At 40.7% G+C, this 21,936-nt stretch carries 16 protein-coding genes, 2 tRNA genes and 3 rRNA genes; 12 read left to right on the top strand and 9 right to left on the bottom strand.

Annotated features, from left to right (window positions below):
- Positions 1 to 144: 144 nt before the first annotated feature.
- On the top strand, positions 145 to 2,949 hold the full coding sequence (locus AC52J8_RS15190) for a DUF2339 domain-containing protein (protein WP_086400243.1): 2,805 nt from the start codon (positions 145 to 147) through the stop codon (positions 2,947 to 2,949).
- Here the strand turns inward: AC52J8_RS15190 and AC52J8_RS15185 are convergent.
- Both AC52J8_RS15185 and AC52J8_RS15180 read right to left on the bottom strand, forming a co-directional pair.
- Positions 2,939 to 3,856 carry a mechanosensitive ion channel family protein gene (locus AC52J8_RS15185; RefSeq protein ID WP_005066312.1) on the bottom strand — a complete coding sequence of 306 codons (918 nt, stop codon included), beginning with the start codon at positions 3,854 to 3,856 and terminating at the stop codon, positions 2,939 to 2,941. The genes AC52J8_RS15190 and AC52J8_RS15185 overlap by 11 nt on opposite strands.
- Before the next feature lie 9 nt (positions 3,857 to 3,865).
- Complete coding sequence (locus AC52J8_RS15180; RefSeq protein WP_005804297.1) at positions 3,866 to 4,687, bottom strand: DUF432 domain-containing protein; 822 nt, start codon at positions 4,685 to 4,687, stop codon at positions 3,866 to 3,868.
- Between the two features lie 96 nt (positions 4,688 to 4,783).
- Between AC52J8_RS15180 and gspE the strand changes: the two genes are divergently transcribed.
- The gene (gene gspE / locus AC52J8_RS15175; RefSeq protein ID WP_086400242.1) at positions 4,784 to 6,274 is read left to right on the top strand and encodes a type II secretion system ATPase GspE; all 1,491 of its coding nucleotides are present in this window, start codon (positions 4,784 to 4,786) and stop codon (positions 6,272 to 6,274) included.
- Between the two features lie 56 nt (positions 6,275 to 6,330).
- Here the strand turns inward: gspE and AC52J8_RS15170 are convergent, their stop codons facing one another.
- The 7 genes from AC52J8_RS15170 to AC52J8_RS15140 all read right to left on the bottom strand — a co-directional run bounded on the left by AC52J8_RS15170 (position 6,331) and on the right by AC52J8_RS15140 (position 11,279).
- On the bottom strand, positions 6,331 to 6,762 hold the full coding sequence (locus AC52J8_RS15170; protein ID WP_002117290.1) for an organic hydroperoxide resistance protein: 432 nt from the start codon (positions 6,760 to 6,762) through the stop codon (positions 6,331 to 6,333).
- An 88-nt stretch (positions 6,763 to 6,850) separates the two neighbouring features.
- Positions 6,851 to 7,288 (bottom strand): MarR family winged helix-turn-helix transcriptional regulator, encoded by a 438-nt coding sequence (locus tag AC52J8_RS15165; RefSeq protein ID WP_086400241.1) that lies wholly within the window; start codon positions 7,286 to 7,288, stop codon positions 6,851 to 6,853.
- Between the two features lie 165 nt (positions 7,289 to 7,453).
- Positions 7,454 to 7,828 (bottom strand): DUF4951 domain-containing protein, encoded by a 375-nt coding sequence (locus AC52J8_RS15160; protein ID WP_014208416.1) that lies wholly within the window; start codon positions 7,826 to 7,828, stop codon positions 7,454 to 7,456.
- Positions 7,829 to 7,842: 14 nt separating this feature from the next.
- Positions 7,843 to 8,667 (bottom strand): carbon-nitrogen hydrolase family protein, encoded by an 825-nt coding sequence (locus AC52J8_RS15155; RefSeq protein ID WP_065388029.1) that lies wholly within the window; start codon positions 8,665 to 8,667, stop codon positions 7,843 to 7,845.
- 29 nt (positions 8,668 to 8,696) lie between these two features.
- Positions 8,697 to 9,218: an anti-anti-sigma factor GigB gene (gene gigB / locus AC52J8_RS15150; protein WP_002117273.1), complete on the bottom strand. Its 522-nt coding sequence runs from the start codon at positions 9,216 to 9,218 to the stop codon at positions 8,697 to 8,699.
- 102 nt (positions 9,219 to 9,320) lie between these two features.
- On the bottom strand, positions 9,321 to 10,289 hold the full coding sequence (gigA, locus tag AC52J8_RS15145; protein WP_002117221.1) for an RsbU family protein phosphatase GigA: 969 nt from the start codon (positions 10,287 to 10,289) through the stop codon (positions 9,321 to 9,323).
- Between the two features lie 111 nt (positions 10,290 to 10,400).
- Complete coding sequence (locus AC52J8_RS15140; RefSeq protein ID WP_016803114.1) at positions 10,401 to 11,279, bottom strand: MlaA family lipoprotein; 879 nt, start codon at positions 11,277 to 11,279, stop codon at positions 10,401 to 10,403.
- A 572-nt stretch (positions 11,280 to 11,851) separates the two neighbouring features.
- Here AC52J8_RS15140 and AC52J8_RS15135 point away from each other — a divergent pair.
- The 10 genes from AC52J8_RS15135 (at position 11,852) to hisG (ending at position 21,880) form a co-directional block, all read left to right on the top strand.
- A 16S ribosomal RNA gene (locus AC52J8_RS15135) occupies positions 11,852 to 13,389 on the top strand.
- Between the two features lie 59 nt (positions 13,390 to 13,448).
- A tRNA-Ile gene (locus AC52J8_RS15130) sits at positions 13,449 to 13,525 on the top strand.
- A 55-nt stretch (positions 13,526 to 13,580) separates the two neighbouring features.
- Positions 13,581 to 13,656: transfer RNA gene (locus tag AC52J8_RS15125), tRNA-Ala, on the top strand.
- 352 nt (positions 13,657 to 14,008) lie between these two features.
- Positions 14,009 to 16,899 (top strand): 23S ribosomal RNA (locus AC52J8_RS15120).
- 186 nt (positions 16,900 to 17,085) lie between these two features.
- Positions 17,086 to 17,200: ribosomal RNA gene (gene rrf, locus AC52J8_RS15115) — 5S ribosomal RNA — on the top strand.
- Together the 16S, 23S and 5S rRNA genes with 2 tRNA genes alongside form the textbook arrangement of a ribosomal RNA operon.
- A gap of 389 nt (positions 17,201 to 17,589) precedes the next feature.
- Positions 17,590 to 19,038, top strand: coding sequence for an RNA polymerase factor sigma-54 (locus AC52J8_RS15110; protein WP_016803219.1), 1,449 nt, complete (start codon positions 17,590 to 17,592; stop codon positions 19,036 to 19,038).
- 167 nt (positions 19,039 to 19,205) lie between these two features.
- Positions 19,206 to 19,544: a ribosome hibernation-promoting factor, HPF/YfiA family gene (gene hpf, locus AC52J8_RS15105; protein WP_005071251.1), complete on the top strand. Its 339-nt coding sequence runs from the start codon at positions 19,206 to 19,208 to the stop codon at positions 19,542 to 19,544.
- Between the two features lie 138 nt (positions 19,545 to 19,682).
- The gene (gene ibaG / locus AC52J8_RS15100; RefSeq protein ID WP_002115399.1) at positions 19,683 to 19,934 is read left to right on the top strand and encodes a BolA family iron metabolism protein IbaG; all 252 of its coding nucleotides are present in this window, start codon (positions 19,683 to 19,685) and stop codon (positions 19,932 to 19,934) included.
- A gap of 6 nt (positions 19,935 to 19,940) precedes the next feature.
- Positions 19,941 to 21,197, top strand: a complete 1,257-nt coding sequence (murA, locus tag AC52J8_RS15095; RefSeq protein ID WP_002115380.1) for a UDP-N-acetylglucosamine 1-carboxyvinyltransferase — start codon at positions 19,941 to 19,943, stop codon at positions 21,195 to 21,197.
- Positions 21,197 to 21,880: an ATP phosphoribosyltransferase gene (gene hisG, locus AC52J8_RS15090; RefSeq protein WP_005071248.1), complete on the top strand. Its 684-nt coding sequence runs from the start codon at positions 21,197 to 21,199 to the stop codon at positions 21,878 to 21,880. The genes murA and hisG overlap by 1 nt, the downstream gene beginning before the upstream one ends.
- Positions 21,881 to 21,936 lie beyond the last annotated feature (56 nt).

Genomic DNA, 21,936 nt, shown 5'->3' with positions numbered 1-21,936 from the left:
CTTAATTTGAATTAGGGGTATTTTACGTGAAAACGGCTATGAATGCAGGTTTATGATTTTTGCAGTATTTTGTATGTATAAATATACGCTTGTATTGGCTTGAAGTAAGATGACCTGTAATGAAGGTGTCATATTGCTAAGCCCATGTATAAAAAAGACAAACAGGGAATGATCATTGTTTTGATCGCTTTGACTTTGTTTTTAGCCATTTCAATTGGTTTTAAATTTCAGAGTGCTGTTATTGCTTTATCTATTGCACTTACTGTCATTCTAGTTCAATTACTGTCAAATCTACATGAGCGTTTAACTCATTTAGAACAGCAGTTTTCTCAGCAGAAAACGCCACTTTATTCTATTCACATGCAAAGAACAGTGATTTATGCAGCCGCCTTGGTTGCATTAGTTGCTTATATAAATCATTGGATGTGGATTGCTGGTGGGGCTTTACTTGTTTTATTGCTATGTTTGATTCAAACCATCAGTGCATTTCATACTCGACTATTATACCTCGAGTCAGCAAAACAAACTGTTCATGTAAATGAGACCATACAAACAGAAGTTATAAATCCTGTAATAGAACAAGTTAGTTCCAATAATACAGACACGCTAGTCCCAGCGGGAACGGCACCTTTAAATCAAACAGAACAACCAGCACATGTTCAGACCGCATGGTGGCAACCAGCCGTAGATTGGATGATTCATGGTAATCCAATCTTAAGAGTTGCTGTTGCTGTGCTTATGGTTGGGGTAGTGTTGCTATTACGTTTTGCAAGCGAGCATTGGCAACTTAGTTTAGGTGTGAAACTTGGATTTATTGCGATTGCTGGAGGTGTGTTAACGGCATTTGGGTATACATTGCAAAAGAAAAATCAGCTTTTTGCTGTGGCATTGCAAGGTGTCGGGCTGGCTGTTGTATTCCTGACACTTGTGTTCTCACATCATTTTGGTGTAATTGCCAACCTAACTACAGCGAGTATTCTGTTTACGATTTTATTAGCTATTACGGTATTCCTGAGCTTAAAACAACAAGCTATTTATTTGGCAATATTAGCACTTGGTATGGCTTATGCGGCTCCTTTAGTTATTCCGCAATATCGCCCTGATGTAACCTTCCTATTTAGCTACTACTTAGTAATTAACTTAGCAGTTGCTGCGGTTAATTTTATTCAGCCTTGGAAAATCTTAAATCAAATTGCTTTCTTTGCCACAATGTTTATTGGTGGTAGTGCAATCGCATTTTATGCAGAACCTGCAAAATTTAATACATTAGACTGGATTTTGTGGTGCCATATAGCGCTGTTTATTTGGCTTAGTGTCCGTTATAGCCAAAATATATCTCGCACGTCAGTAAGTGAAAAACAAGAAGGCATTCGGTTACCTCCGCTCTTAGATGTGGGACTTATTTTTAGTGTGCCAGTACTGGGCTTTACCCTTCATGCCTACTTAGTACATGAGTCTACACAAGCATTGACGATTGGTGCAGCCGTCTTGGCAGGTACCTATGCCGTATTAACTTTCTGGATTAAAAAAACTCATCCACAGCTTTCGGTCCTTGCAAAAAGCTTTTTCATTCTCGCGGTTGCGTTTTTTGCCTTAATTTTCCCGCTTGCAAAAGGAGCACATTGGACAGCAATTGGTTGGGTTGCTCAAGGTACGGCTTTAATTGTTTGGGGAGTAACTGAGCGCTACCGTTTAAGCCGATATATTGGTGTAGTTTTAGTTTTACTTAGCTCTATTGCACTGTTTTATCAGGTGTGGGCAAATGAAGAGTTCCCAACGCTAAGCACAAGCATCTATGCAATTGCCCAATTTATTTCTGCCTTTTATTTATTGCAATACAACAGTAAAGAGCAACGCTATTTTAGCGCAAGCATGTTTAGTGGCATTTTCTTGTGTTTAGGAATGTATGCGGGTGCTGTAGCTGGTGTAGAAATCATGGCATGGCATCATCATGCTTTGAGTCCATATTTGATGTTCGCCGTAGTTCTAATCGCAATATTTAGCGCAGTTGTTCACTATAAACTTCGTGTGCAATGGCAAAGTTTGCAGTTAATTTTAATTAGCCTGTTACTGTTGTTAGTTTTGGGTGAAGCGTTTGCGAGTCAAGTGTTTACGTTGTTTAAATGGGTAGACTCATTACAACAAACTACTTTCTTAGTCGCTACCATTATTCTAAGTGCTTTATTTCTTATGGCTCAACCGCAGTCGGATGAGTCTGGGTACTTAAATGTCTGGGCTGGTTTAAGCTGGTTGGCGTTAGCAGTAGTTGGTTTGGCGATCTTTCCAAAAATGCCAGTTGTTACTCTGGCTTTTATCCCTGTGGTTTATTCGCTTTGGGCGTATAAGGCTCATAAAACTACATTGTTGCATCAAATTCCTGTTTGGTGTTTAAGCTTAATTTGGTTGCTAGTTGTGAGCGTTGATCGCCACTCTGCTGAGTACCTTTATTTTGTTCCTTTATTTAACTTAACTGATTTTCTTTCTATTGTAGTATTTGCAGGTCTGCTCTTTATTATTTATCAACATGCTTTTGATCAAGATAAATCACTAGAGTGGACTTTTAAAATTACAACAATTTTAGCTGGGTTATTGGTATTCAGTAGTGTGGTCGTTAGGGGCTTACATCATTACTGGGGGACACCACTATGGAGCTTAGCAATTTGGACGAATGGTGAAGTGCAGTTAAGTTTGACATTGCTTTGGGTCATTTTGGCATTTGTATTAACTACATTCTCAAGCCGTAAAATGATTCGTCAACTCTGGTTTGTAGGTGCTGCGCTTTTAGGTATTGTGGTATTAAAGTTGATTTTGCTTGATCTATCACAAAGTGCGACATTAACTCGAGTCATTTCGTTTATTGGGGCAGGTGGAGTAATGTTGATTATTGCTTATCTTGCGCCATTACCCCCGTCATCTACCGCACACAAGAATCAAGAGCCTAAGCTTTAGGCTCTCGTTTTAATTCTTTTTGATTGCTATATTGATCGATATCATCTTCAGCAAAACCAGTAGATGGTCGATCAATCAAGCCCATTTTAGGAACAGGAATTTCAATTCGGTTATCTAAGAATCCATTTCGGATTCGTTCTTGCATTTCATCTCGAACTTTTAACGAGTTCTCTTGTCGACACCACATTGTGAATAAAAGCTCAATTGATGATTCCCTGAATGCGGTAACCGTAACCGCGGGTTTGGGATCATCCAGTACAAGTGGATAATGAGCTGCTACATTCAGTAAAACCTCACGTACTTTAATAATATCTTCGTGAAAGTTGATTGCGAGCGTAATTGGGATACGTCGTATCGGATATTTAGACAAGTTGTGTACAGGCGCACGAATGAGTTGTTCGTTCGGTAAACGAATATAGACATTGTCGAGTGTAAGTAATTTTACCGAAAGTAAATCAATTGAGATGACTTCGCCTTCAATTGTATTACCACGAATGAGAGTAATTTGGATCGTATCACCGACTTCAAATGAACCTTCACCAATCAAAAATAAACCACTAATCAAGTTACTGGCAGATGTTTGCGATGCAAAACCGAGTGCTACAGTTAAAATCCCTGCTGCACCGAGGAATACACTAAGTTTGAACCCAGCTTCTTTCAAACTCGTCATGATGAAGAGTAAAAAAATAAAATAAAAAATACCACGGCGCCATACAAGGCGTTGGTGAGCATTAAAACGTGAGCCAATGGTTCTAATAAACGTATTCGAAATAATACGAGCAAGAACAAAGCCAATGAAACACAGTACAACAGCGACTAAAATTTCACTAATACGTTCGGTATTGATATTGGTAAATATGCTTTTGAGGCTATCAGCGATATCTTTTGGAATATTTGAATCAGCCATATAAACCTCTTAAAAGAATGAATCAAACATATTGAATAATGCTCCACCAGGTGAGCGTGGTGGGTGAACATAAGTCACTTCACCAGCAAGAGGTGGCGTACGATTTTCAATACGAATACGTGCCGGACGATCAGAACCCTCATAATAAACTTTAATTTGAGAAGTCCACAAACGACCTGTACTTTCACTATAAAAAAGAGGAAGGGCGGTAACTGGCACATTCATACGATCAAAGCGTAATTGATGATTACTTGTGTTGTGAAAGTCGATTGGAGTAACAGCACGGAAAGCGCGTGGTGTTAATAGATTCAAATCAGTACGGCCATCCACTGAAGTGGCATAACAGATTTCTCCTTGCTGCGCATTAGGACCAAACCACGTATCTTTAGGCTGAATCACAGGAATCTCAAACAAAGGTTCATGCTGACTTTCAACTAAGCCTGCAATCCATAATGGTGTGCTTATATATAGAGTCCCACGTTGACCTGCTGGAATATAAATAGGATCGACAGGTTTAATAACCACAGAACGATCTGCCAGACGTGGCATCAGTAAAAATTCTGGGTTGGTCTTTCGAAACATGTATCGTTCTACTTGAACCGTATGCGGAAAGGCAAAATGTGGATCGGCAATTGGATGCCAATCTTGTTCATTATCGTCTTGGAGAGACGGACGATAATATTCGATGCGCCATTCTTTTATGCCACGTGTTAAACGAAAGAGCATTGAACCGAATTGCCATGCTTTGGATTGGTTAATTTCAAAGTGCTGTTCACCCCACCATTTTAAAGAATTCTGGGGGTGAGGCTGATATTCATTATTTTCAAACAAGACGCAAAATTCCTCTACCGAGTTGTTAAACAGACTTCACGCTGTAATCTGCTTAGAGTACACTCAAAATCATCTTACTCATCATTATAAATTGTGATGCAAATATTGAAACAAATACAAGTTCCATATAGTTTTGCCAAGCGTCATGGTGTTTTATTTCGTTATGACGGTGATCAGGTATTTATTATTAGACGTCAAAACACTGAAAAAATTGCATTACAGGAAGCAAGACGCATCTTGGGTAAGCCAGCTCATTATCAATTATGTACTGAACAAGAATTTAATACGCTCTTAAGTACGAGTTATGCAGGTGATACAGGGGAATCACAACAAGTTGCAGCTGGTTTAGAAGATCATCCAGATTTATTGAGTTTGGCCGATCAGGTTCCTGAAACAGAAGATTTGATGGACCAAGAAGATGACGCACCTATTGTTCGTCTGATCAATGCACTTCTCTCTGAGGCAATTCGAGTAGGGGCTTCTGATATTCATATTGAAGCTTTTGAAAAGAAACTATCTGTACGATTACGTGTAGATGGACAATTACGTGAAGTTGTACAGCCGCGCCGTGAGTTGGCGCCGTTGCTTGTTTCACGTATTAAAGTCATGGCAAAACTCGATATTGCAGAAAAGCGTGTGCCGCAAGATGGGCGTATTTCTTTACGTCTTGCAGGTCGAGAAGTAGATGTTCGTGTTTCGACTTTACCATCTTCGCATGGTGAAAGGGTTGTAATGCGTTTGCTTGATAAACAAGCGGGCCGACTCAACATGACTCATTTAGGTTTAATGGCAAATGACTACGAGCGTTTAACTCAGTTAGTACATCGTCCTCATGGCATTATTTTGGTCACAGGGCCTACAGGTTCGGGGAAAACAACGACTTTATATGCAGCCTTATCTGATCTAAATGATAATACGCGTAACATCTTAACTGCCGAAGATCCGATTGAATATCAACTTGAAGGCATTGGTCAAACCCAAGTGAACACCAAAGTGGATATGACATTTGCTCGTGCTTTAAAAGCAATGTTACGTCAAGATCCAGATGTGGTGATGGTGGGGGAGATTCGTGATTTAGAAACTGCTGAAATTGCAGTTCAAGCATCTTTAACAGGACATTTAGTTTTATCAACACTACATACCAATACCGCTATTGGTGCAGTTACTCGTCTTAAAGATATGGGGATTGAACCCTTCTTGTTATCAAGCTCTTTAATTGGGGTGATTGCTCAACGTTTGGTTCGTACTTTATGTCCACATTGTATGACATGGCGTGAAGCCGATACTTTTGAGAAACAGGTTTTTCAACATATTAATAATGAACCATTATTGCAGTTACCTGAAGCCAAAGGGTGCGATCATTGTTCACATTTAGGTTTTAATGGGCGTACAGCGATTTATGAAATCGTACCAGTTGATGAACCTATGCGCCGTCTAATTCATGGTAACGCAGCTGAATATGAATTAGAAAATCATGCTCGTGAGTATTCAGGTTCTATTCGTGATGATGGTTTGCGCAAAGTACTTGCGGGTAAAACTACACTCGAAGAAGTGCTTCGTGTAACTAATGAGGCAAGTGAAGCATAATATTTAAGATGTAAAAAATGCCCGATTTGATTCGGGCATTTTTTAAATATCAAAACTTATTCAGTCACGATATTAAACGTCACATCAATATTATTGCGAGTTGCATTTGAATATGGGCAAACAATGTGGGCTGCTGCAACTAACTTTTCAGCTTCTTCACGATCCATACCCACTAAGTAAACATTTAAAGTTACTTCGATGCTAAAACCTGTAGGAATTGGGCCAATACCTACTTCACCTTCTACATAAGCGTCTTTACTAATATTAAATTTATCGCGGTTTGCAACAAATTTTAAAGCTCCTAAAAAGCATGCTGAATAGCCAGCTGCGAATAGTTGCTCTGGATTTGTTACAGCACCACCAGCGCCACCCATTTCTTTAGGTACACCAAGTTGTACATCTAATACGCCGTCTGATGAAGTCGCACGGCCATCACGACCACCGGTTGCTTTAGCTTTTGCACGATAAACAACTTTTTCTAATGACATCGTTTTTATTCCTAAAATAAATTGAATACAAATATATCGTACACGACTTAATTATTTTGACAAGTATATTTTTTAAAAAAATTGCTGTTTATTTGACTAAGTTTGTACGGAGTTTAGTAAGTTGATCTTTAAGGCCTAGTAGTGTTGTCATATCACATGAACTTGCTTCTAATACGCCTGATGGAATATGGATTGCTTGATCTTTTAATTTTTTTCCTTCATCACTTAGCGTAATAATCACTTGTCTCTCATCTTGAGTTGAACGGGTACGATGAAGTAAATGCGAGGCTTCTAACTTTTTCAAGATAGGAGTGAGGGTAGATGATTCTAAAAAAAGTTTAGCTCCAACTTCTGAAACAGTCACTTCATCCTGCTCCCATAACACTAACATCACTAAATATTGGGGATAGGTAATGCCCAAAGGTGCTAGAAGTTTTCTGTAGAGTTGATTAAGCGCTAAATTCGTTGAATAAATGAGGAAACATAATTGATTCTCAAGCTTTAAGTTTTGACAGTCTTGGTCCATATCTTCCTCAAAGAAACTAGTATTGCTTTTGTAGTATATCGCGTTCTATTCAGTTTCTTAAATGTTCATAAGAATAGGTTATGAATAAAGTAAATTAAGGGATATAAAAAATGGAATAATTACATCAATTATTCCATAAGATAAAAATAGTCTAGATGAAAGTGTTTACCACAAATCTGCAATCTTTTTCATTAAACGCGCACGATACTTCGCAGTAGGATTATTTGCATTACGTTGCTGCTCTTGTTCATAAAAATCTTGCCATGCAGTAATCATTTCAAGCGTAGTTCCTTGTTTTTTAATCACAGAAACATCTGCTGGCTGAATATTTTCTAAACGTTGTCTTGCACCTTCTGCGCCCGTACCCCAACCAATAATTCTTTGGCCAAAAGCGGGCAAGGGGATATTTTTAGGAGTTTCTGGAAGAATATCTGATTTGAGCTGTGCAGTAGGCGAAACAAAATGGTTTGTTGTACCATGCTCTGCATAACAATGAATATTTGCCCCCAAGCAAAAAATGCTAAATAAGTATTTCCACATGAATAATTAAACTTTTAATAATGAATCAATTTACGGTGAGTCATCAGAGGCATTGAAGAGCGGACGAGTTCTTGTGCTGTTAAATCAAAGGGTACAGTGATTAAACCACTCCCCTCATATCCAATCATACTTAAAATTTGGCCACGACTATCTGTTGCCCCAGAGTGTCCCCAGGTTTGTCGTTTTTCACCATGCCAGCCCTGTTGTGCTGCGCCTAAAACATAACATTGGCTATCCATTGCCCGAGCTTGTAGCAAAAGCTGCCAGTGCATTTGTCCAGTTGTATAAGTAAATGCAGCAGGAGCAGTCAGAATATGAGCGCCTTGTTGTCTCAGAGTTAGAGCAAGCTCTGGAAAACGTAAGTCATAACATACCATTAAGCCAATATTGCCAAAAGGGGTAGATGTGACTACTACGTCTGTTCCAGGTTCAAAGAAACGAGACTCTTGATAACCACCGACAGCATCACCCACTTGTACATCAAATAAATGGATCTTGTCATAACGTGCTTCTGTACGCTCAGGGCTAATACAAAGACTAACCGTCCGGACTCGACCATCTTGAATGGTAGATCCATCTGGACGAAATGGGCATGGTAAGGTACCGGCCACAACCCAGATTTGATATTGATGTGCTAGCTTCTCAAGCCGTTGTTGAATAGACTCAAATTGCTCAGCTGTTTCGCGTTGTTTTCCAGCTGCAAAACATACAAAGTTTTCGGGGAAAACAATTAGGCTAGCATTTTGCGCCTTACTTTGTTGAATCAGCGACTCAATGACTTGAAAATTATTTTCAATATCATCTTGAGAGTTCATTTGAGCAACAGAAATAAGGGTCATATTCTAATAATCCGGCTTAATGATTAAAGTCAGGCATTTTGCTTATCTGATACCTGTTCAAGCGTATCTTGTTCTTTCTGTAACTGCTTCACAAGTGGCTCAAACATATTCTGATTGTTTGCATTGAGTTTCATCAATGTCTTATGTGCATCCAGAACTGTTCTTAGCATTGCATTATGAGTGATCTGTTCATCAGTTAACGTTAATGTGCAAACGTTAGGATCGCCACAGTAATTCAAAATGACAAAAACCTGCCCTAGCCCCATACTGTTGGCTAAGGTTGTGATATCTGGATTGGTAGATAGCATCACAGCTTGAATATGATGAGTTTGTTTAAGCTTTAAACCTAGCTTAGCTAGGATGCCTAACACCGTACTATCAATAAATGTTGTTTGGGTTAAATCAACGATTGCACCAACAACATTCTCTTGCTGTTCAATTCTGTTTAAAAGTTTGTCTAGACTTATACAAGAATGGGCTCGCACTTCACCAATAAGTTTGAAAATATGCGTTCCATTTAAACTTGCATATTCAACATGACCTGTTGACATATAAATGCCATTTTCAGAGAAGGATAGAAAAATTATCACATAGTGCCATCGCAGACTCAAGAGTCCTTAAGTCGTATATTATGTAATTAATTGATTCGTAAATTAATTCATTCGACAAAGACTGAAAATGGCAATGTCATCAGCCACATGATCGGGTGCTTGGAATGATTGATTTTGCAAATGATGGACCAATTGTTGGAACTGATCATTTAACCCACCATCAAAAGGTTCAAGTGCTCCATCTGAGCAAACAATGAAACGTGCTTGGTGATTTAATGTACAAACATGCTCTTCAACTTCGAGTTCATCAGTTAAGCCTAATGGGAAGCTACTTGTTGTTAAAATTTTTGGAGCTTGATTAGGTTCAAAAATGATAGGAGGGGGGTAGTGCCCAGCACTTGACCAGCGAAGCGTATGTGTTTCAAGGTTTAAAATACCCACCACAATCGTAATGTGCTTTTCAATATTCTCTTGAACCAGCATCCCATTTAATTTTTTTATTAATTGTCTTGGGGTTTTAGAACGGCCATGAAAAGCTGCCATCCATGATGTTAATAAACTACTGGTTACACCATGTCCTGAAACATCGGCAAGATAAAATAAAACTTCCTTATCATTTAATTTCCAGTAGTCATACCAATCACCGGAGAGATAAGCTGAGGGTTGGAAGAAAGTTTCGACTTGATAATTTAATAAATCAATTGGATTAGGCAGTAATCGTTTTTGCAGTTCAGCAGCCGAAGGTAAGTCACGACTATCTTGGTTACGCTTATATTGAGCATCGATTCTTGATAATGCTTTATTTAAATCGTTAGGTAGTTGATTCCATACCCAACCTGCAAGAGCACCCGCCTCCCAAGCTTGAGCTAAAGCGCTACCTTCATGTTCAAAAGCAATGACAATCGTTGGTAAATTCCATTTATATGTCAGGAAATCTTGTACATCTGCTATTGCAATGATGGTTGGATCATATAAATCTAAATCATCTATGTTAATGACTTGTAAGCCTGGCAATTTATCCAAAGCTTGCTCTAAATAAGGGATAGAGCGTGTCGGTTTAATAAAATACATAGAAGAGATGGTAGTCCTTTTATATGATCACTTTATTCATCATAGAGTATGTATGATCAAAATCAAGGTATTGCCGAACTCTTAATCCGAGCAATACCTCGATTTCATCTTTTAAGGGTTTTGATTCTCATCTGGCGTATCTTCTGAGTCATCATCAATGAAAGATACATCAGCTGAGTCACCCTTTTTCTCTGCAATTTGGAATGCTTTACGTTGGAGGTATAAATCTCGAATCATGGCGTATTGATCACCTTGTAAGGTCTGATCTAGATCCAGATATTGAGCGCGCGTATCAACCGCTTGTAACATATTACTTGACCAATAAAGACCCTCTTGATCATCCATAACATATTTTTGTGGACGTGCTTGGGCGTCTACTGCTAAACCAAAACCATCACGTAAGGTACTTGGACCGAAAAAAGGCAACATTAGGAATGGGCCAGACGGAACACCATAGTAACCGAGAGTTACACCAAAATTCTCTTCTTCAGTCGGTAAACCTAAACGGCTGGCAGGGTCAGCTAAACCAAGAGTAGTTAACGTATTAATTGTAAAGCGACCTAGGGTTTTTGCCGCACGACCAGGGCGACCTTGAATAAGCTGGTTAACAGCATTCCAAGGTTCTCCAAGATTTTTACGGAACTGACGATAAGAACCACGTACATCTTCTGGAGTCTTTTCTCTATATTGCACAGCAACTGGACGTAAAAAATTTCGGTCCAACATGTCGTTAAATGAGTAAATTGGACGATTTAATGACTGTAATGGGTCTTTTACAGGATCTGGTTGTGCTGCATTCGCATTAATTTTTAAATCTTTAACTTTAATATTTTTTAAATCTTTAATAATTTGTGAGCGCGTATGAGTCGGTGCTGTTTCTTCTAGTGAGCTAGCATCAGAAGATTCACTTATAGTATTTTCTTGAGCATATAGAGAGGTACAAACACCTACAGATAATACGCTTAGTAAAATTAAATTAGAATAATTCATATAATTCCTTAACCGCCAGCCAGGCTAATACTTAAATGTGCAGTTGGGTGGAGATATGTTTTAATACAAAATTGATAACCTATTATCAATGTAAAATTGATCAAATAATATAGATAAAATGCTAAAAAGCTTAAAAAGTATCCAGTTGATGATATTGATTTAAAAAAAGGGTTGCAAAGGGACTGAGATGGTCTATAATGCACATCCATCGGCGGTGATGCAGATAGAAACTTGTTGAAAAACAGTTACTTGTGATTAAGTTGATTGCTTTAAGTAATGAATTTGATGGTAAGTTGGTTTGAGAATAAGTTTTAAAAATATCGAAATTACCTGTTGACTTTTAAGAGATTAAGAGTAATATAGCCGACCTAGCTTGCTGGTGACGAACCAGGAAGAAGATCATTAAGAGAATTGAAGAACAACTTGTGTGGATTTTTACTGATTGATTAATCGAAATAATTTTCATTGATTGATTGGTTTAAATTACTCGAAGTTTATTTGAGCGAAATTTAAGTCAGTAATTGATGAGCCAGAATTGGTACCTTGTCTTTAAATAAGGTACAAAATGATTTTAACTGAAGAGTTTGATCATGGCTCAGATTGAACGCTGGCGGCAGGCTTAACACATGCAAGTCGAGCGGAGAGAGGTAGCTTGCTACTGATCTTAGCGGCGGACGGGTGAGTAATGCTTAGGAATCTGCCTATTAGTGGGGGACAACATTTCGAAAGGAATGCTAATACCGCATACGTCCTACGGGAGAAAGCAGGGGATCTTCGGACCTTGCGCTAATAGATGAGCCTAAGTCGGATTAGCTAGTTGGTGGGGTAAAGGCCTACCAAGGCGACGATCTGTAGCGGGTCTGAGAGGATGATCCGCCACACTGGGACTGAGACACGGCCCAGACTCCTACGGGAGGCAGCAGTGGGGAATATTGGACAATGGGCGCAAGCCTGATCCAGCCATGCCGCGTGTGTGAAGAAGGCCTTATGGTTGTAAAGCACTTTAAGCGAGGAGGAGGCTACTTTAGTTAATACCTAGAGATAGTGGACGTTACTCGCAGAATAAGCACCGGCTAACTCTGTGCCAGCAGCCGCGGTAATACAGAGGGTGCAAGCGTTAATCGGATTTACTGGGCGTAAAGCGCGCGTAGGCGGCTAATTAAGTCAAATGTGAAATCCCCGAGCTTAACTTGGGAATTGCATTCGATACTGGTTAGCTAGAGTGTGGGAGAGGATGGTAGAATTCCAGGTGTAGCGGTGAAATGCGTAGAGATCTGGAGGAATACCGATGGCGAAGGCAGCCATCTGGCCTAACACTGACGCTGAGGTGCGAAAGCATGGGGAGCAAACAGGATTAGATACCCTGGTAGTCCATGCCGTAAACGATGTCTACTAGCCGTTGGGGCCTTTGAGGCTTTAGTGGCGCAGCTAACGCGATAAGTAGACCGCCTGGGGAGTACGGTCGCAAGACTAAAACTCAAATGAATTGACGGGGGCCCGCACAAGCGGTGGAGCATGTGGTTTAATTCGATGCAACGCGAAGAACCTTACCTGGCCTTGACATAGTAAGAACTTTCCAGAGATGGATTGGTGCCTTCGGGAACTTACATACAGGTGCTGCATGGCTGTCGTCAGCTCGTGTCGTGAGATGTTGGGTTAAGTCCCGCAACGAGCGCAACCCTTTTCCTTATTTGCCAGCGAGTAATGTCGGGAACTTTAAGGATACTGCCAGTGACAAACTGGAGGAAGGCGGGGACGACGTCAAGTCATCATGGCCCTTACGGCCAGGGCTACACACGTGCTACAATGGTCGGTACAAAGGGTTGCTACCTAGCGATAGGATGCTAATCTCAAAAAGCCGATCGTAGTCCGGATTGGAGTCTGCAACTCGACTCCATGAAGTCGGAATCGCTAGTAATCGCGGATCAGAATGCCGCGGTGAATACGTTCCCGGGCCTTGTACACACCGCCCGTCACACCATGGGAGTTTGTTGCACCAGAAGTAGCTAGCCTAACTGCAAAGAGGGCGGTTACCACGGTGTGGCCGATGACTGGGGTGAAGTCGTAACAAGGTAGCCGTAGGGGAACCTGCGGCTGGATCACCTCCTTAACGAAAGATTGACGATTGGTAAGAATCCACAACAAGTTGTTCTTCATAGATGTATCTGAGGGTCTGTAGCTCAGTTGGTTAGAGCACACGCTTGATAAGCGTGGGGTCACAAGTTCAAGTCTTGTCAGACCCACCATGACTTTGACTGGTTGAAGTTATAGATAAAAGATACATGACTGATGATGTAAGCTGGGGACTTAGCTTAGTTGGTAGAGCGCCTGCTTTGCACGCAGGAGGTCAGGAGTTCGACTCTCCTAGTCTCCACCAGAACTTAAGATAAGTTCGGATTACAGAAATTAGTAAATAGAGATTTCGGTCTTGGTTTATTAACTTCTGTGATTTAAGTATCACGGTATTAAGCATGACCTGACGAAGGCGTGTTTATTCATTAACAGATTGGCAAAATTGAGTCTGAAATAAATTGTTCACTCAAGAGTTTAGATTAAGCAATTAATCTAGATGAATTGAGAACTAGCAAATTAACTGAATCAAGCGTTTTGGTATATGAATTTAGATTGAAGCTGTACAGTGTTTAAGTACACAGACAACAGATAGTAGCGATGAAGAATCGCACGGACAACACTCACTTGTAGGTGTTGACGACTGTTTGGGGTTGTATAGTCAAGTAATTAAGTGCATGTGGTGGATGCCTTGGCAGTCAGAGGCGATGAAAGACGTGATAGCCTGCGAAAAGCTCCGGGGAGGCGGCAAATATCCTTTGATCCGGAGATTTCTGAATGGGGGAACCCACCTACTTTAAGGTAGGTATTGCAACATGAATACATAGTGTTGCAAGGCGAACGAGGGGAAGTGAAACATCTCAGTACCCTTAGGAAAAGAAATCAATTGAGATTCCCTCAGTAGCGGCGAGCGAACGGGGATCAGCCCATTAAGTTATGTGTGTTTTAGTGGAACGCTCTGGGAAGTGCGAACGTAGAGGGTGATATTCCCGTACACGAAAGGGCACACATAATGATGACGAGTAGGGCGAGGCACGTGAAACCTTGTCTGAATATGGGGGGACCATCCTCCAAGGCTAAATACTCCTGACTGACCGATAGTGAACCAGTACCGTGAGGGAAAGGCGAAAAGAACCCCTGTGAGGGGAGTGAAATAGATCCTGAAACCGCATGCATACAAGCAGTGGGAGCACCTTCGTGGTGTGACTGCGTACCTTTTGTATAATGGGTCAGCGACTTATATTCAGTAGCGAGGTTAACCGTATAGGGGAGCCGTAGAGAAATCGAGTCTTAATAGGGCGTTTAGTTGCTGGGTATAGACCCGAAACCAGGCGATCTATCCATGAGCAGGTTGAAGGTTGGGTAACACTAACTGGAGGACCGAACCCACTGTCGTTGAAAAGCCAGGGGATGACTTGTGGATAGGGGTGAAAGGCTAATCAAGCCTGGTGATAGCTGGTTCTCCCCGAAAGCTATTTAGGTAGCGCCTCGGACGAATACCATAGGGGGTAGAGCACTGTTTCGGCTAGGGGGTCATCCCGACTTACCAAACCGATGCAAACTCCGAATACCTATGAGTACTATCCGGGAGACAGACTGCGGGTGCTAACGTCCGTAGTCAAGAGGAAAACAATCCAGACCGCCAGCTAAGGCCCCAAAATCATAGTTAAGTGGGAAACGATGTGGGAAGGCATAGACAGCTAGGAGGTTGGCTTAGAAGCAGCCACCCTTTAAAGAAAGCGTAATAGCTCACTAGTCGAGTCGGCCTGCGCGGAAGATGTAACGGGGCTAAAACTATGTGCCGAAGCTGCGGATTTGACATTAGTCAAGTGGTAGGGGAGCGTTCTGTAAGCCGATGAAGGTGTATTGAGAAGTATGCTGGAGGTATCAGAAGTGCGAATGCTGACGTGAGTAACGACAAAACGGGTGAAAAACCCGTTCGCCGAAAGACCAAGGGTTCCAGTCCAACGTTAATCGGGGCTGGGTGAGTCGACCCCTAAGGCGAGGCCGAAAGGCGTAGTCGATGGGAAATTGGTTAATATTCCAATACTTCTGTGTAATGCGATGAGAGGACGGAGAAGGTTAAGTCAGCCTGGCGTTGGTTGTCCAGGTGGAAGGATGTAGGTATGTATCTTAGGCAAATCCGGGGTACTCTATACTGAGATCCGATAGCAAGCTGTACTTGTACAGTGAAGTGGCTGATACCATGCTTCCAGGAAAAGTCTCTAAGCTTCAGTTACACAGGAATCGTACCCGAAACCGACACAGGTGGTCAGGTCGAGTAGACCAAGGCGCTTGAGAGAACTCTGCTGAAGGAACTAGGCAAAATGGTACCGTAACTTCGGGAGAAGGTACGCTGTTGTTGGTGATGGAACTTGCTTCCTGAGCTGACGACAGCCGCAGAAACCAGGCCGCTGCAACTGTTTATTAAAAACATAGCACTCTGCAAACACGAAAGTGGACGTATAGGGTGTGATGCCTGCCCGGTGCTGGAAGGTTAATTGATGGGGTTAGCGTAAGCGAAGCTCTTGATCGAAGCCCCAGTAAACGGCGGCCGTAACTATAACGGTCCTAAGGTAGCGAAATTCCTTGTCGGGTAAGTTCCGACCTGCACGAATGGCATAATGATGGCGGCGCTGTCTCCAGCAGAGGCTCAGTGAAATCGAAATCGCTGTGAAGATGCAGTGTACCCGCGGCTAGACGGAAAGACCCCGTGAACCTTTACTGCAGCTTGACACTGAACTTTGACCTTACTTGTGTAGGATAGGTGGGAGGCTTTGAAGTTGGAACGCTAGTTCCAATGGAGCCGTCCTTGAAATACCACCCTGGTAATGTTGAGGTTCTAACTCTGTCCCGTTATCCGGGACGAGGACCGTGTCTGGTGGGTAGTTTGACTGGGGCGGTCTCCTCCTAAAGAGTAACGGAGGAGTACGAAGGTGCGCTCAGCGTGGTCGGAAATCACGCGTAGAGTATAAAGGCAAAAGCGCGCTTAACTGCGAGACCCACAAGTCGAGCAGGTACGAAAGTAGGTCTTAGTGATCCGGTGGTTCTGTATGGAAGGGCCATCGCTCAACGGATAAAAGGTACTCTGGGGATAACAGGCTGATACCGCCCAAGAGTTCATATCGACGGCGGTGTTTGGCACCTCGATGTCGGCTCATCTCATCCTGGGGCTGAAGCAGGTCCCAAGGGTATGGCTGTTCGCCATTTAAAGAGGTACGCGAGCTGGGTTTAGAACGTCGTGAGACAGTTCGGTCCCTATCTACCGTGGGCGCTGGAAATTTGAGAGGATCTGCTCCTAGTACGAGAGGACCAGAGTGGACGAACCTCTGGTGTACCGGTTGTGACGCCAGTCGCATCGCCGGGTAGCTATGTTCGGAAGGGATAACCGCTGAAAGCATCTAAGCGGGAAGCCTACCTCAAGATAAGATTTCCCTAGGAATTTATTCCTCTAAAGAGCCGTTCGAGACTAGGACGTTGATAGGTTGGATGTGGAAGCATAGTGATATGTGAAGCTGACCAATACTAATTGCTCGTGAGGCTTGACTATACAACACCCAAGCAGTTGTATATGAAGCATCAATCGATTCATAAACATGCAAAGCAACTTGATTTAGTTATACTACTAGCTAAAATGAACAACGAAAAATCAGACCAATCAGCCCATCTGTAAAGATTTGGAAAACGCAACGTATCACACAGTGAATAAAACGAAGCAAGTATCCATACCAGTTGTGCTGGCGACCATAGCAAGAGTGAACCACCTGATCCCTTCCCGAACTCAGAAGTGAAACCTCTTAGCGCTGATGGTAGTGTGGGGTTACCCATGTGAGAGTAAGTCATCGCCAGCTCATTATTCTAAACACCCCCGTTCTAATGAATGGGGGTGTTTTTTTATGCCTAAAATATATTTGGGGGAATAAATATAAAATAGATAGTAAGCTATGAGTTGAAAACTTTAAATTTAATAGAAAAAAACTATACACTTGAAGAGTAATCAATTAAACAAAATTAAAAGAGGGCTAGCTCCTCCTAATTAACTTTTTATAACAAGATTTCGTGTCTGACTTTATATGAGAACCGTGTTTGATAGAATTAATTTAATAAGATTATTTTTATAATTGGAAAAATCTCTTTTTTCTTCTACAAATTTCAGTTGGATATGTATGACAAATAGAAACTATATGTTATAAATATTGAATAGGCATGATTTTTGCTTGTTTTATGGAAAATGAAATATATGAAATTATCTGTTGGATTGAAAGTAGCGAATTCTCTATCGTTAACACCTCAATTGCAGCAGGCGATTCGTTTGTTACAACTCTCTAGTTTAGAGCTTGAACAGGAAATTCAGATTCAACTAGATAGTAATCCTTTACTTGAAAAAATAGAAGAAGAATCACTAACGGAGAGTCTGGCTGCATTAGAAAATAAAGAATCGGATGACTTAACGACGGAGCTAAATGCAGATCATTTACCTGATGATTTACCCGTTGATACTGAGTGGGATGATGTTTATACCCATCAATCAACAGCTTTGGCTACTCCAGAATTTGAAGAGCGAGAAGATAATCGCCAAGTTCAATTATCGCTAAAAGAACATATTCTAGAACAAGTTAATCTTTTGCATTTTTCTAAAATAGATCAATTAATTGCTTATTGTATTGTTGATGCATTAGATGATAAGGGATTTTTAGATGCTGAAATTGAAGAAATAATTTTAGCGGCACAACAATTATTAAATGAAATGGATATTGAGGAAGAGATCGAAGAAGATGAGGTTTTAGTTGTTTTAAAACACATTCAACGACTTGATCCTTTAGGGATCGGTTCGCGTAATTTAGCGGAATGTTTAAAAATACAGCTAGAGTTTCTGCCCAAAGATGTTGAATATCTAAATGAGGCAAAAAATCTATTACAGTATTATGAGCTTTTGATAGCCAATGATCTTAATAAATTACTCAAACAAACTGGTTTAACGAAAGACCAATTAAAGTTTGCAATCAATCTTTTAAAAACGTTAAAACCTTATCCTGGTATGGATTTTGATAAGCAAGAATCTGATTATCAAATTCCCGATGTAGTAGTTTCAAAAAAAGATTTACATTGGCAGGTTCAGCTAAACCCAGATGTACTTCCTAAATTAAGAATTAATTCTTTTTACTCTAGTATGATTCGTAGAGCAGATCAGAGTGAGGATAATTTATATTTACGTAACCAGATGCTTGAGGCGAAAAACTTTATTAAAAGTATTGATGAAAGGCATAAAACGTTATTAAAAGTAGCTTCTTGTATCGTAGAGCATCAAAAAGCTTTTTTGGAAATAGGCCCGGAAGCGATGAAGCCGCTAGTTCTTCGAGACGTGGCAGAAGAAGTCGAATTGCATGAATCTACAGTTTCTCGTGTAACTACAAATAAATATATGCTTACGCCTCGTGGTCTATTTGAGTTGAAATATTTTTTCTCTAGCCATGTAGGAACAACAGCAGGGGGAGAGGCATCTTCCACCGCAATTCGGGCAATGATTAAGAAACTAGTCGCCAACGAAAATCCACGTAAGCCTTTGTCAGATAATGTAATTGCTACATTGTTAAAGGATGAGGGAATTGAAGTGGCTCGAAGAACGGTCGCAAAATATCGAGAATCGTTACATATTCCTTCGTCGTCTGAAAGAAAAGTCTTGATCTGAATTTTGAAGTATGGCTATTCTAGAGATTCATTATGACGAAATAATGAAATTTCATTTTCACCAAGAGAGTAACTAAAATGGTTTAATTGTTCTAAGTTTTCTTTTTGATAGCATTAAATCGTTTTAGTTCTTCTTTAGATAACCTAAAAAAGGTGAGGGATAGAATTATGCAAATAACGATTCGTGGACATCATTTAGCAATTACACCAGCTATAGAAGAAAATATTAAATCAAAATTTAATCAGTTAACAAAACACTTAGATCAGGTGAATAGTATGCAGATTAAATTAACAAAAGATCATCAAATTGATAAGCGCTCTCATAAAGGTAGTTCGAACCATGTTGCAGAGGCTATTGTAAGATTGCCGGGAATTGAGTTGTTTGCTCAGGCAACTGCTGATGATATGTATACTTCAATTAAAAAACTAACTGAAAAATTAAAAAAACAATTATTAAAATATCGGAAAATGCAGTGCACTTATTCGCAAGTTGCTGTTTCTATTTAATAAGTTTTATATAATTGAAAGAGGCTTGAAACATAGCCTCTTTTTTATTGATAAAATATAAACACGTACTGAATTCTTTGAAAAAGTTATAGTAAAATACTTCGTTTTACACCTTAGGTTGTGTCAGAGGTCTTTGCAATGAATAGTGAACAGCTCACTCAAATTTTAAAAGAAGCTTTCCCTGAAGCGGAAGTAGCGGTGAGCGGACAGGCCGGAAAATTTGACCTCCGTATTGTGGATGATCAATTTGACGGTAAGCGTACTGTTGCTCGCCAACAATTAGTTTATGCACCATTAAATACTTATATTGCAAGTGGCGAAGTTCACGCGGTAACAATTCGTGCAATGACCAAAGATGAATGGCGTAAAGCAAGCCTTTTCGGAGCTTAAATATTAATGGATAAATTTTTAATTACGGGTGGTGTTAAGCTCGACGGGGAAGTGCGCATTTCTGGTGCTAAAAATGCAGCTTTACCATTACTTGCTGCAACTATTCTTGCAGACTCTCCAATTACGATCACTAATGTTCCAAATCTTAAAGATGTAAATACTTTGGTCAAGTTGATTGGTGGTTTAGGGGTTACAATCGGCTATGAAAATGACACAGTAAAAGCTGATACCTCTACTTTAGATAATCAGTTTGCTCCTTATGAACTAGTAAAAACAATGCGTGCTTCAATTTTGGTTTTGGGACCATTATTAGCGCGTTACGGTAATGCGAAAGTTTCTTTACCGGGTGGTTGTGCAATTGGATCACGTCCAGTTGATCAGCATTTAAAAGCCTTAGAAGCTTTAGGTGCACATATTGAAGTTGAAAATGGTTATGTCCATGCTTCAGTTGAAGGCCGTTTAAAAGGTGGCGAAGTTGTTTTTGATATGGTTACCGTTGGCGGTACTGAAAACATCTTGATGGCTGCTGCACTGGCTGATGGTGTTACGACTATTCGTAATGCAGCTCGTGAGCCTGAGATCACTGACCTTGCTCAAATGCTCATTAAAATGGGCGCCAAGATTGAAGGACTTGATACTGATACTCTTGTTGTAACTGGAGTAGAAAGTTTGCATGGCTGTGAATATGCTGTGGTAGCTGATCGTATTGAAACGGGTTCTTATTTGGCAGCTGCGGCAATTACGGGCGGTCGTGTCAAGACTACACATACCGACCCTGCATTACTTGAATCTGTTTTGGATAAGTTTGAAGAAATGGGTGCCGAAGTCACTCGTGGTGATGACTGGATCGAACTTGATATGTTAGGCAAACGCCCTAAAGCTGTAAGTTTTAGAACTTTGCCACATCCAGAGTTTCCAACAGATATGCAAGCTCAGCTTATGGCTGTAAATGCTATTGGTCGTGGATTTGCAACTATCTCTGAAACGATTTTTGAAAATCGTTTTATGCATGTTCCTGAATTGTCACGCATGGGTGCTAATATTCAGGTTGAAGGTCATGATGCTGTCGTGACTGGAGTAGAAACTTTACAGGCTGCACCTGTAATGGCAACAGATTTGCGTGCTTCGTTCTCTCTAGTTTTGGCAGCTTTAGTGGCAGAAGGAGATACCTTAATTGACCGTATCTACCATATTGACCGTGGGTATGAGCATGTCGAAGAGAAACTTCAAGGTTTAGGTGCCAAAATTAAGCGAGTAAGTTAATGAATGATGTAAGAAACGATGATCCTAATTTTGATGTGATGGGCAATTTTGATCATGGTTTGACCTTGGCACTCAGTAAAGGACGTATCTTAAAAGAGACGTTACCTTTACTAGCTACAGCGGGTATTAATTTGCTCGAAGATCCGGAAAAGTCCCGCAAACTCATTTTTCCTACTACGCATAAGCAAGTACGTATTTTGATTTTACGTGCATCTGATGTGCCTACCTATGTAGAAAATGGCGCAGCAGATTTAGGTGTAGCAGGCAAAGATGTGTTGATGGAACATGGCGCTCAGCATGTATATGAGCTACTTGACCTGAAAATCGCTAAGTGTAAATTAATGACTGCTGGCAAAGTGGGAATGGAACGTCCAAAAGGCCGTTTAAAAATTGCCACGAAATACGTCAATCTTACACGTCAGTATTATGCAAGCTTAGGTGAGCAAGTCGATGTGATCAAACTCTATGGTTCTATGGAGTTAGCGCCTTTGGTGGGTTTGGGTGATTACATTGTCGATGTGGTCGACACTGGTAATACGCTAAGAGCGAATGGTCTTGAGCCATTAGAGGAGATTTGCAAAGTCTCTTCACGTTTAATTGTAAATAAAGCTAGTTTTAAACGTAAGCAAACGCTATTAAACCCAATCATTTCACAGCTCGAGCAAGCTGTTCAATCACGTTAAAAGCAATTTCCCATCATGCTTTTGTGATAGTTGCTTCAGATGATGCCCACAAGCGT

This window comes from Acinetobacter sp. S-1 (genome assembly GCF_059579785.1).
The sequence above is the reverse complement of the archived record's forward strand: the minus strand, read 5'-3'. Positions and strand labels throughout refer to the sequence as shown.

Excerpts from the sequence above, each read along its gene's own strand:
- AC52J8_RS15190 (WP_086400243.1), top strand. The coding sequence starts at position 145 with ATGTATAAAAAAGACAAACAGGGAATGATCATTGTTTTGATCGCTTTG.
- AC52J8_RS15185 (WP_005066312.1), bottom strand. The coding sequence starts at position 3,856 with ATGGCTGATTCAAATATTCCAAAAGATATCGCTGATAGCCTCAAAAGC.
- gspE (WP_086400242.1), top strand. The coding sequence starts at position 4,784 with ATGCAAATATTGAAACAAATACAAGTTCCATATAGTTTTGCCAAGCGT.
- AC52J8_RS15170 (WP_002117290.1), bottom strand. The coding sequence starts at position 6,762 with ATGTCATTAGAAAAAGTTGTTTATCGTGCAAAAGCTAAAGCAACCGGT.
- AC52J8_RS15165 (WP_086400241.1), bottom strand. The coding sequence starts at position 7,288 with ATGGACCAAGACTGTCAAAACTTAAAGCTTGAGAATCAATTATGTTTC.
- AC52J8_RS15160 (WP_014208416.1), bottom strand. The coding sequence starts at position 7,828 with ATGTGGAAATACTTATTTAGCATTTTTTGCTTGGGGGCAAATATTCAT.
- AC52J8_RS15155 (WP_065388029.1), bottom strand. The coding sequence starts at position 8,667 with ATGACCCTTATTTCTGTTGCTCAAATGAACTCTCAAGATGATATTGAA.
- gigB (WP_002117273.1), bottom strand. The coding sequence starts at position 9,218 with ATGTCAACAGGTCATGTTGAATATGCAAGTTTAAATGGAACGCATATT.
- gigA (WP_002117221.1), bottom strand. The coding sequence starts at position 10,289 with ATGTATTTTATTAAACCGACACGCTCTATCCCTTATTTAGAGCAAGCT.
- AC52J8_RS15140 (WP_016803114.1), bottom strand. The coding sequence starts at position 11,279 with ATGAATTATTCTAATTTAATTTTACTAAGCGTATTATCTGTAGGTGTT.
- AC52J8_RS15110 (WP_016803219.1), top strand. The coding sequence starts at position 17,590 with ATGAAATTATCTGTTGGATTGAAAGTAGCGAATTCTCTATCGTTAACA.
- hpf (WP_005071251.1), top strand. The coding sequence starts at position 19,206 with ATGCAAATAACGATTCGTGGACATCATTTAGCAATTACACCAGCTATA.
- ibaG (WP_002115399.1), top strand. The coding sequence starts at position 19,683 with ATGAATAGTGAACAGCTCACTCAAATTTTAAAAGAAGCTTTCCCTGAA.
- murA (WP_002115380.1), top strand. The coding sequence starts at position 19,941 with ATGGATAAATTTTTAATTACGGGTGGTGTTAAGCTCGACGGGGAAGTG.
- hisG (WP_005071248.1), top strand. The coding sequence starts at position 21,197 with ATGAATGATGTAAGAAACGATGATCCTAATTTTGATGTGATGGGCAAT.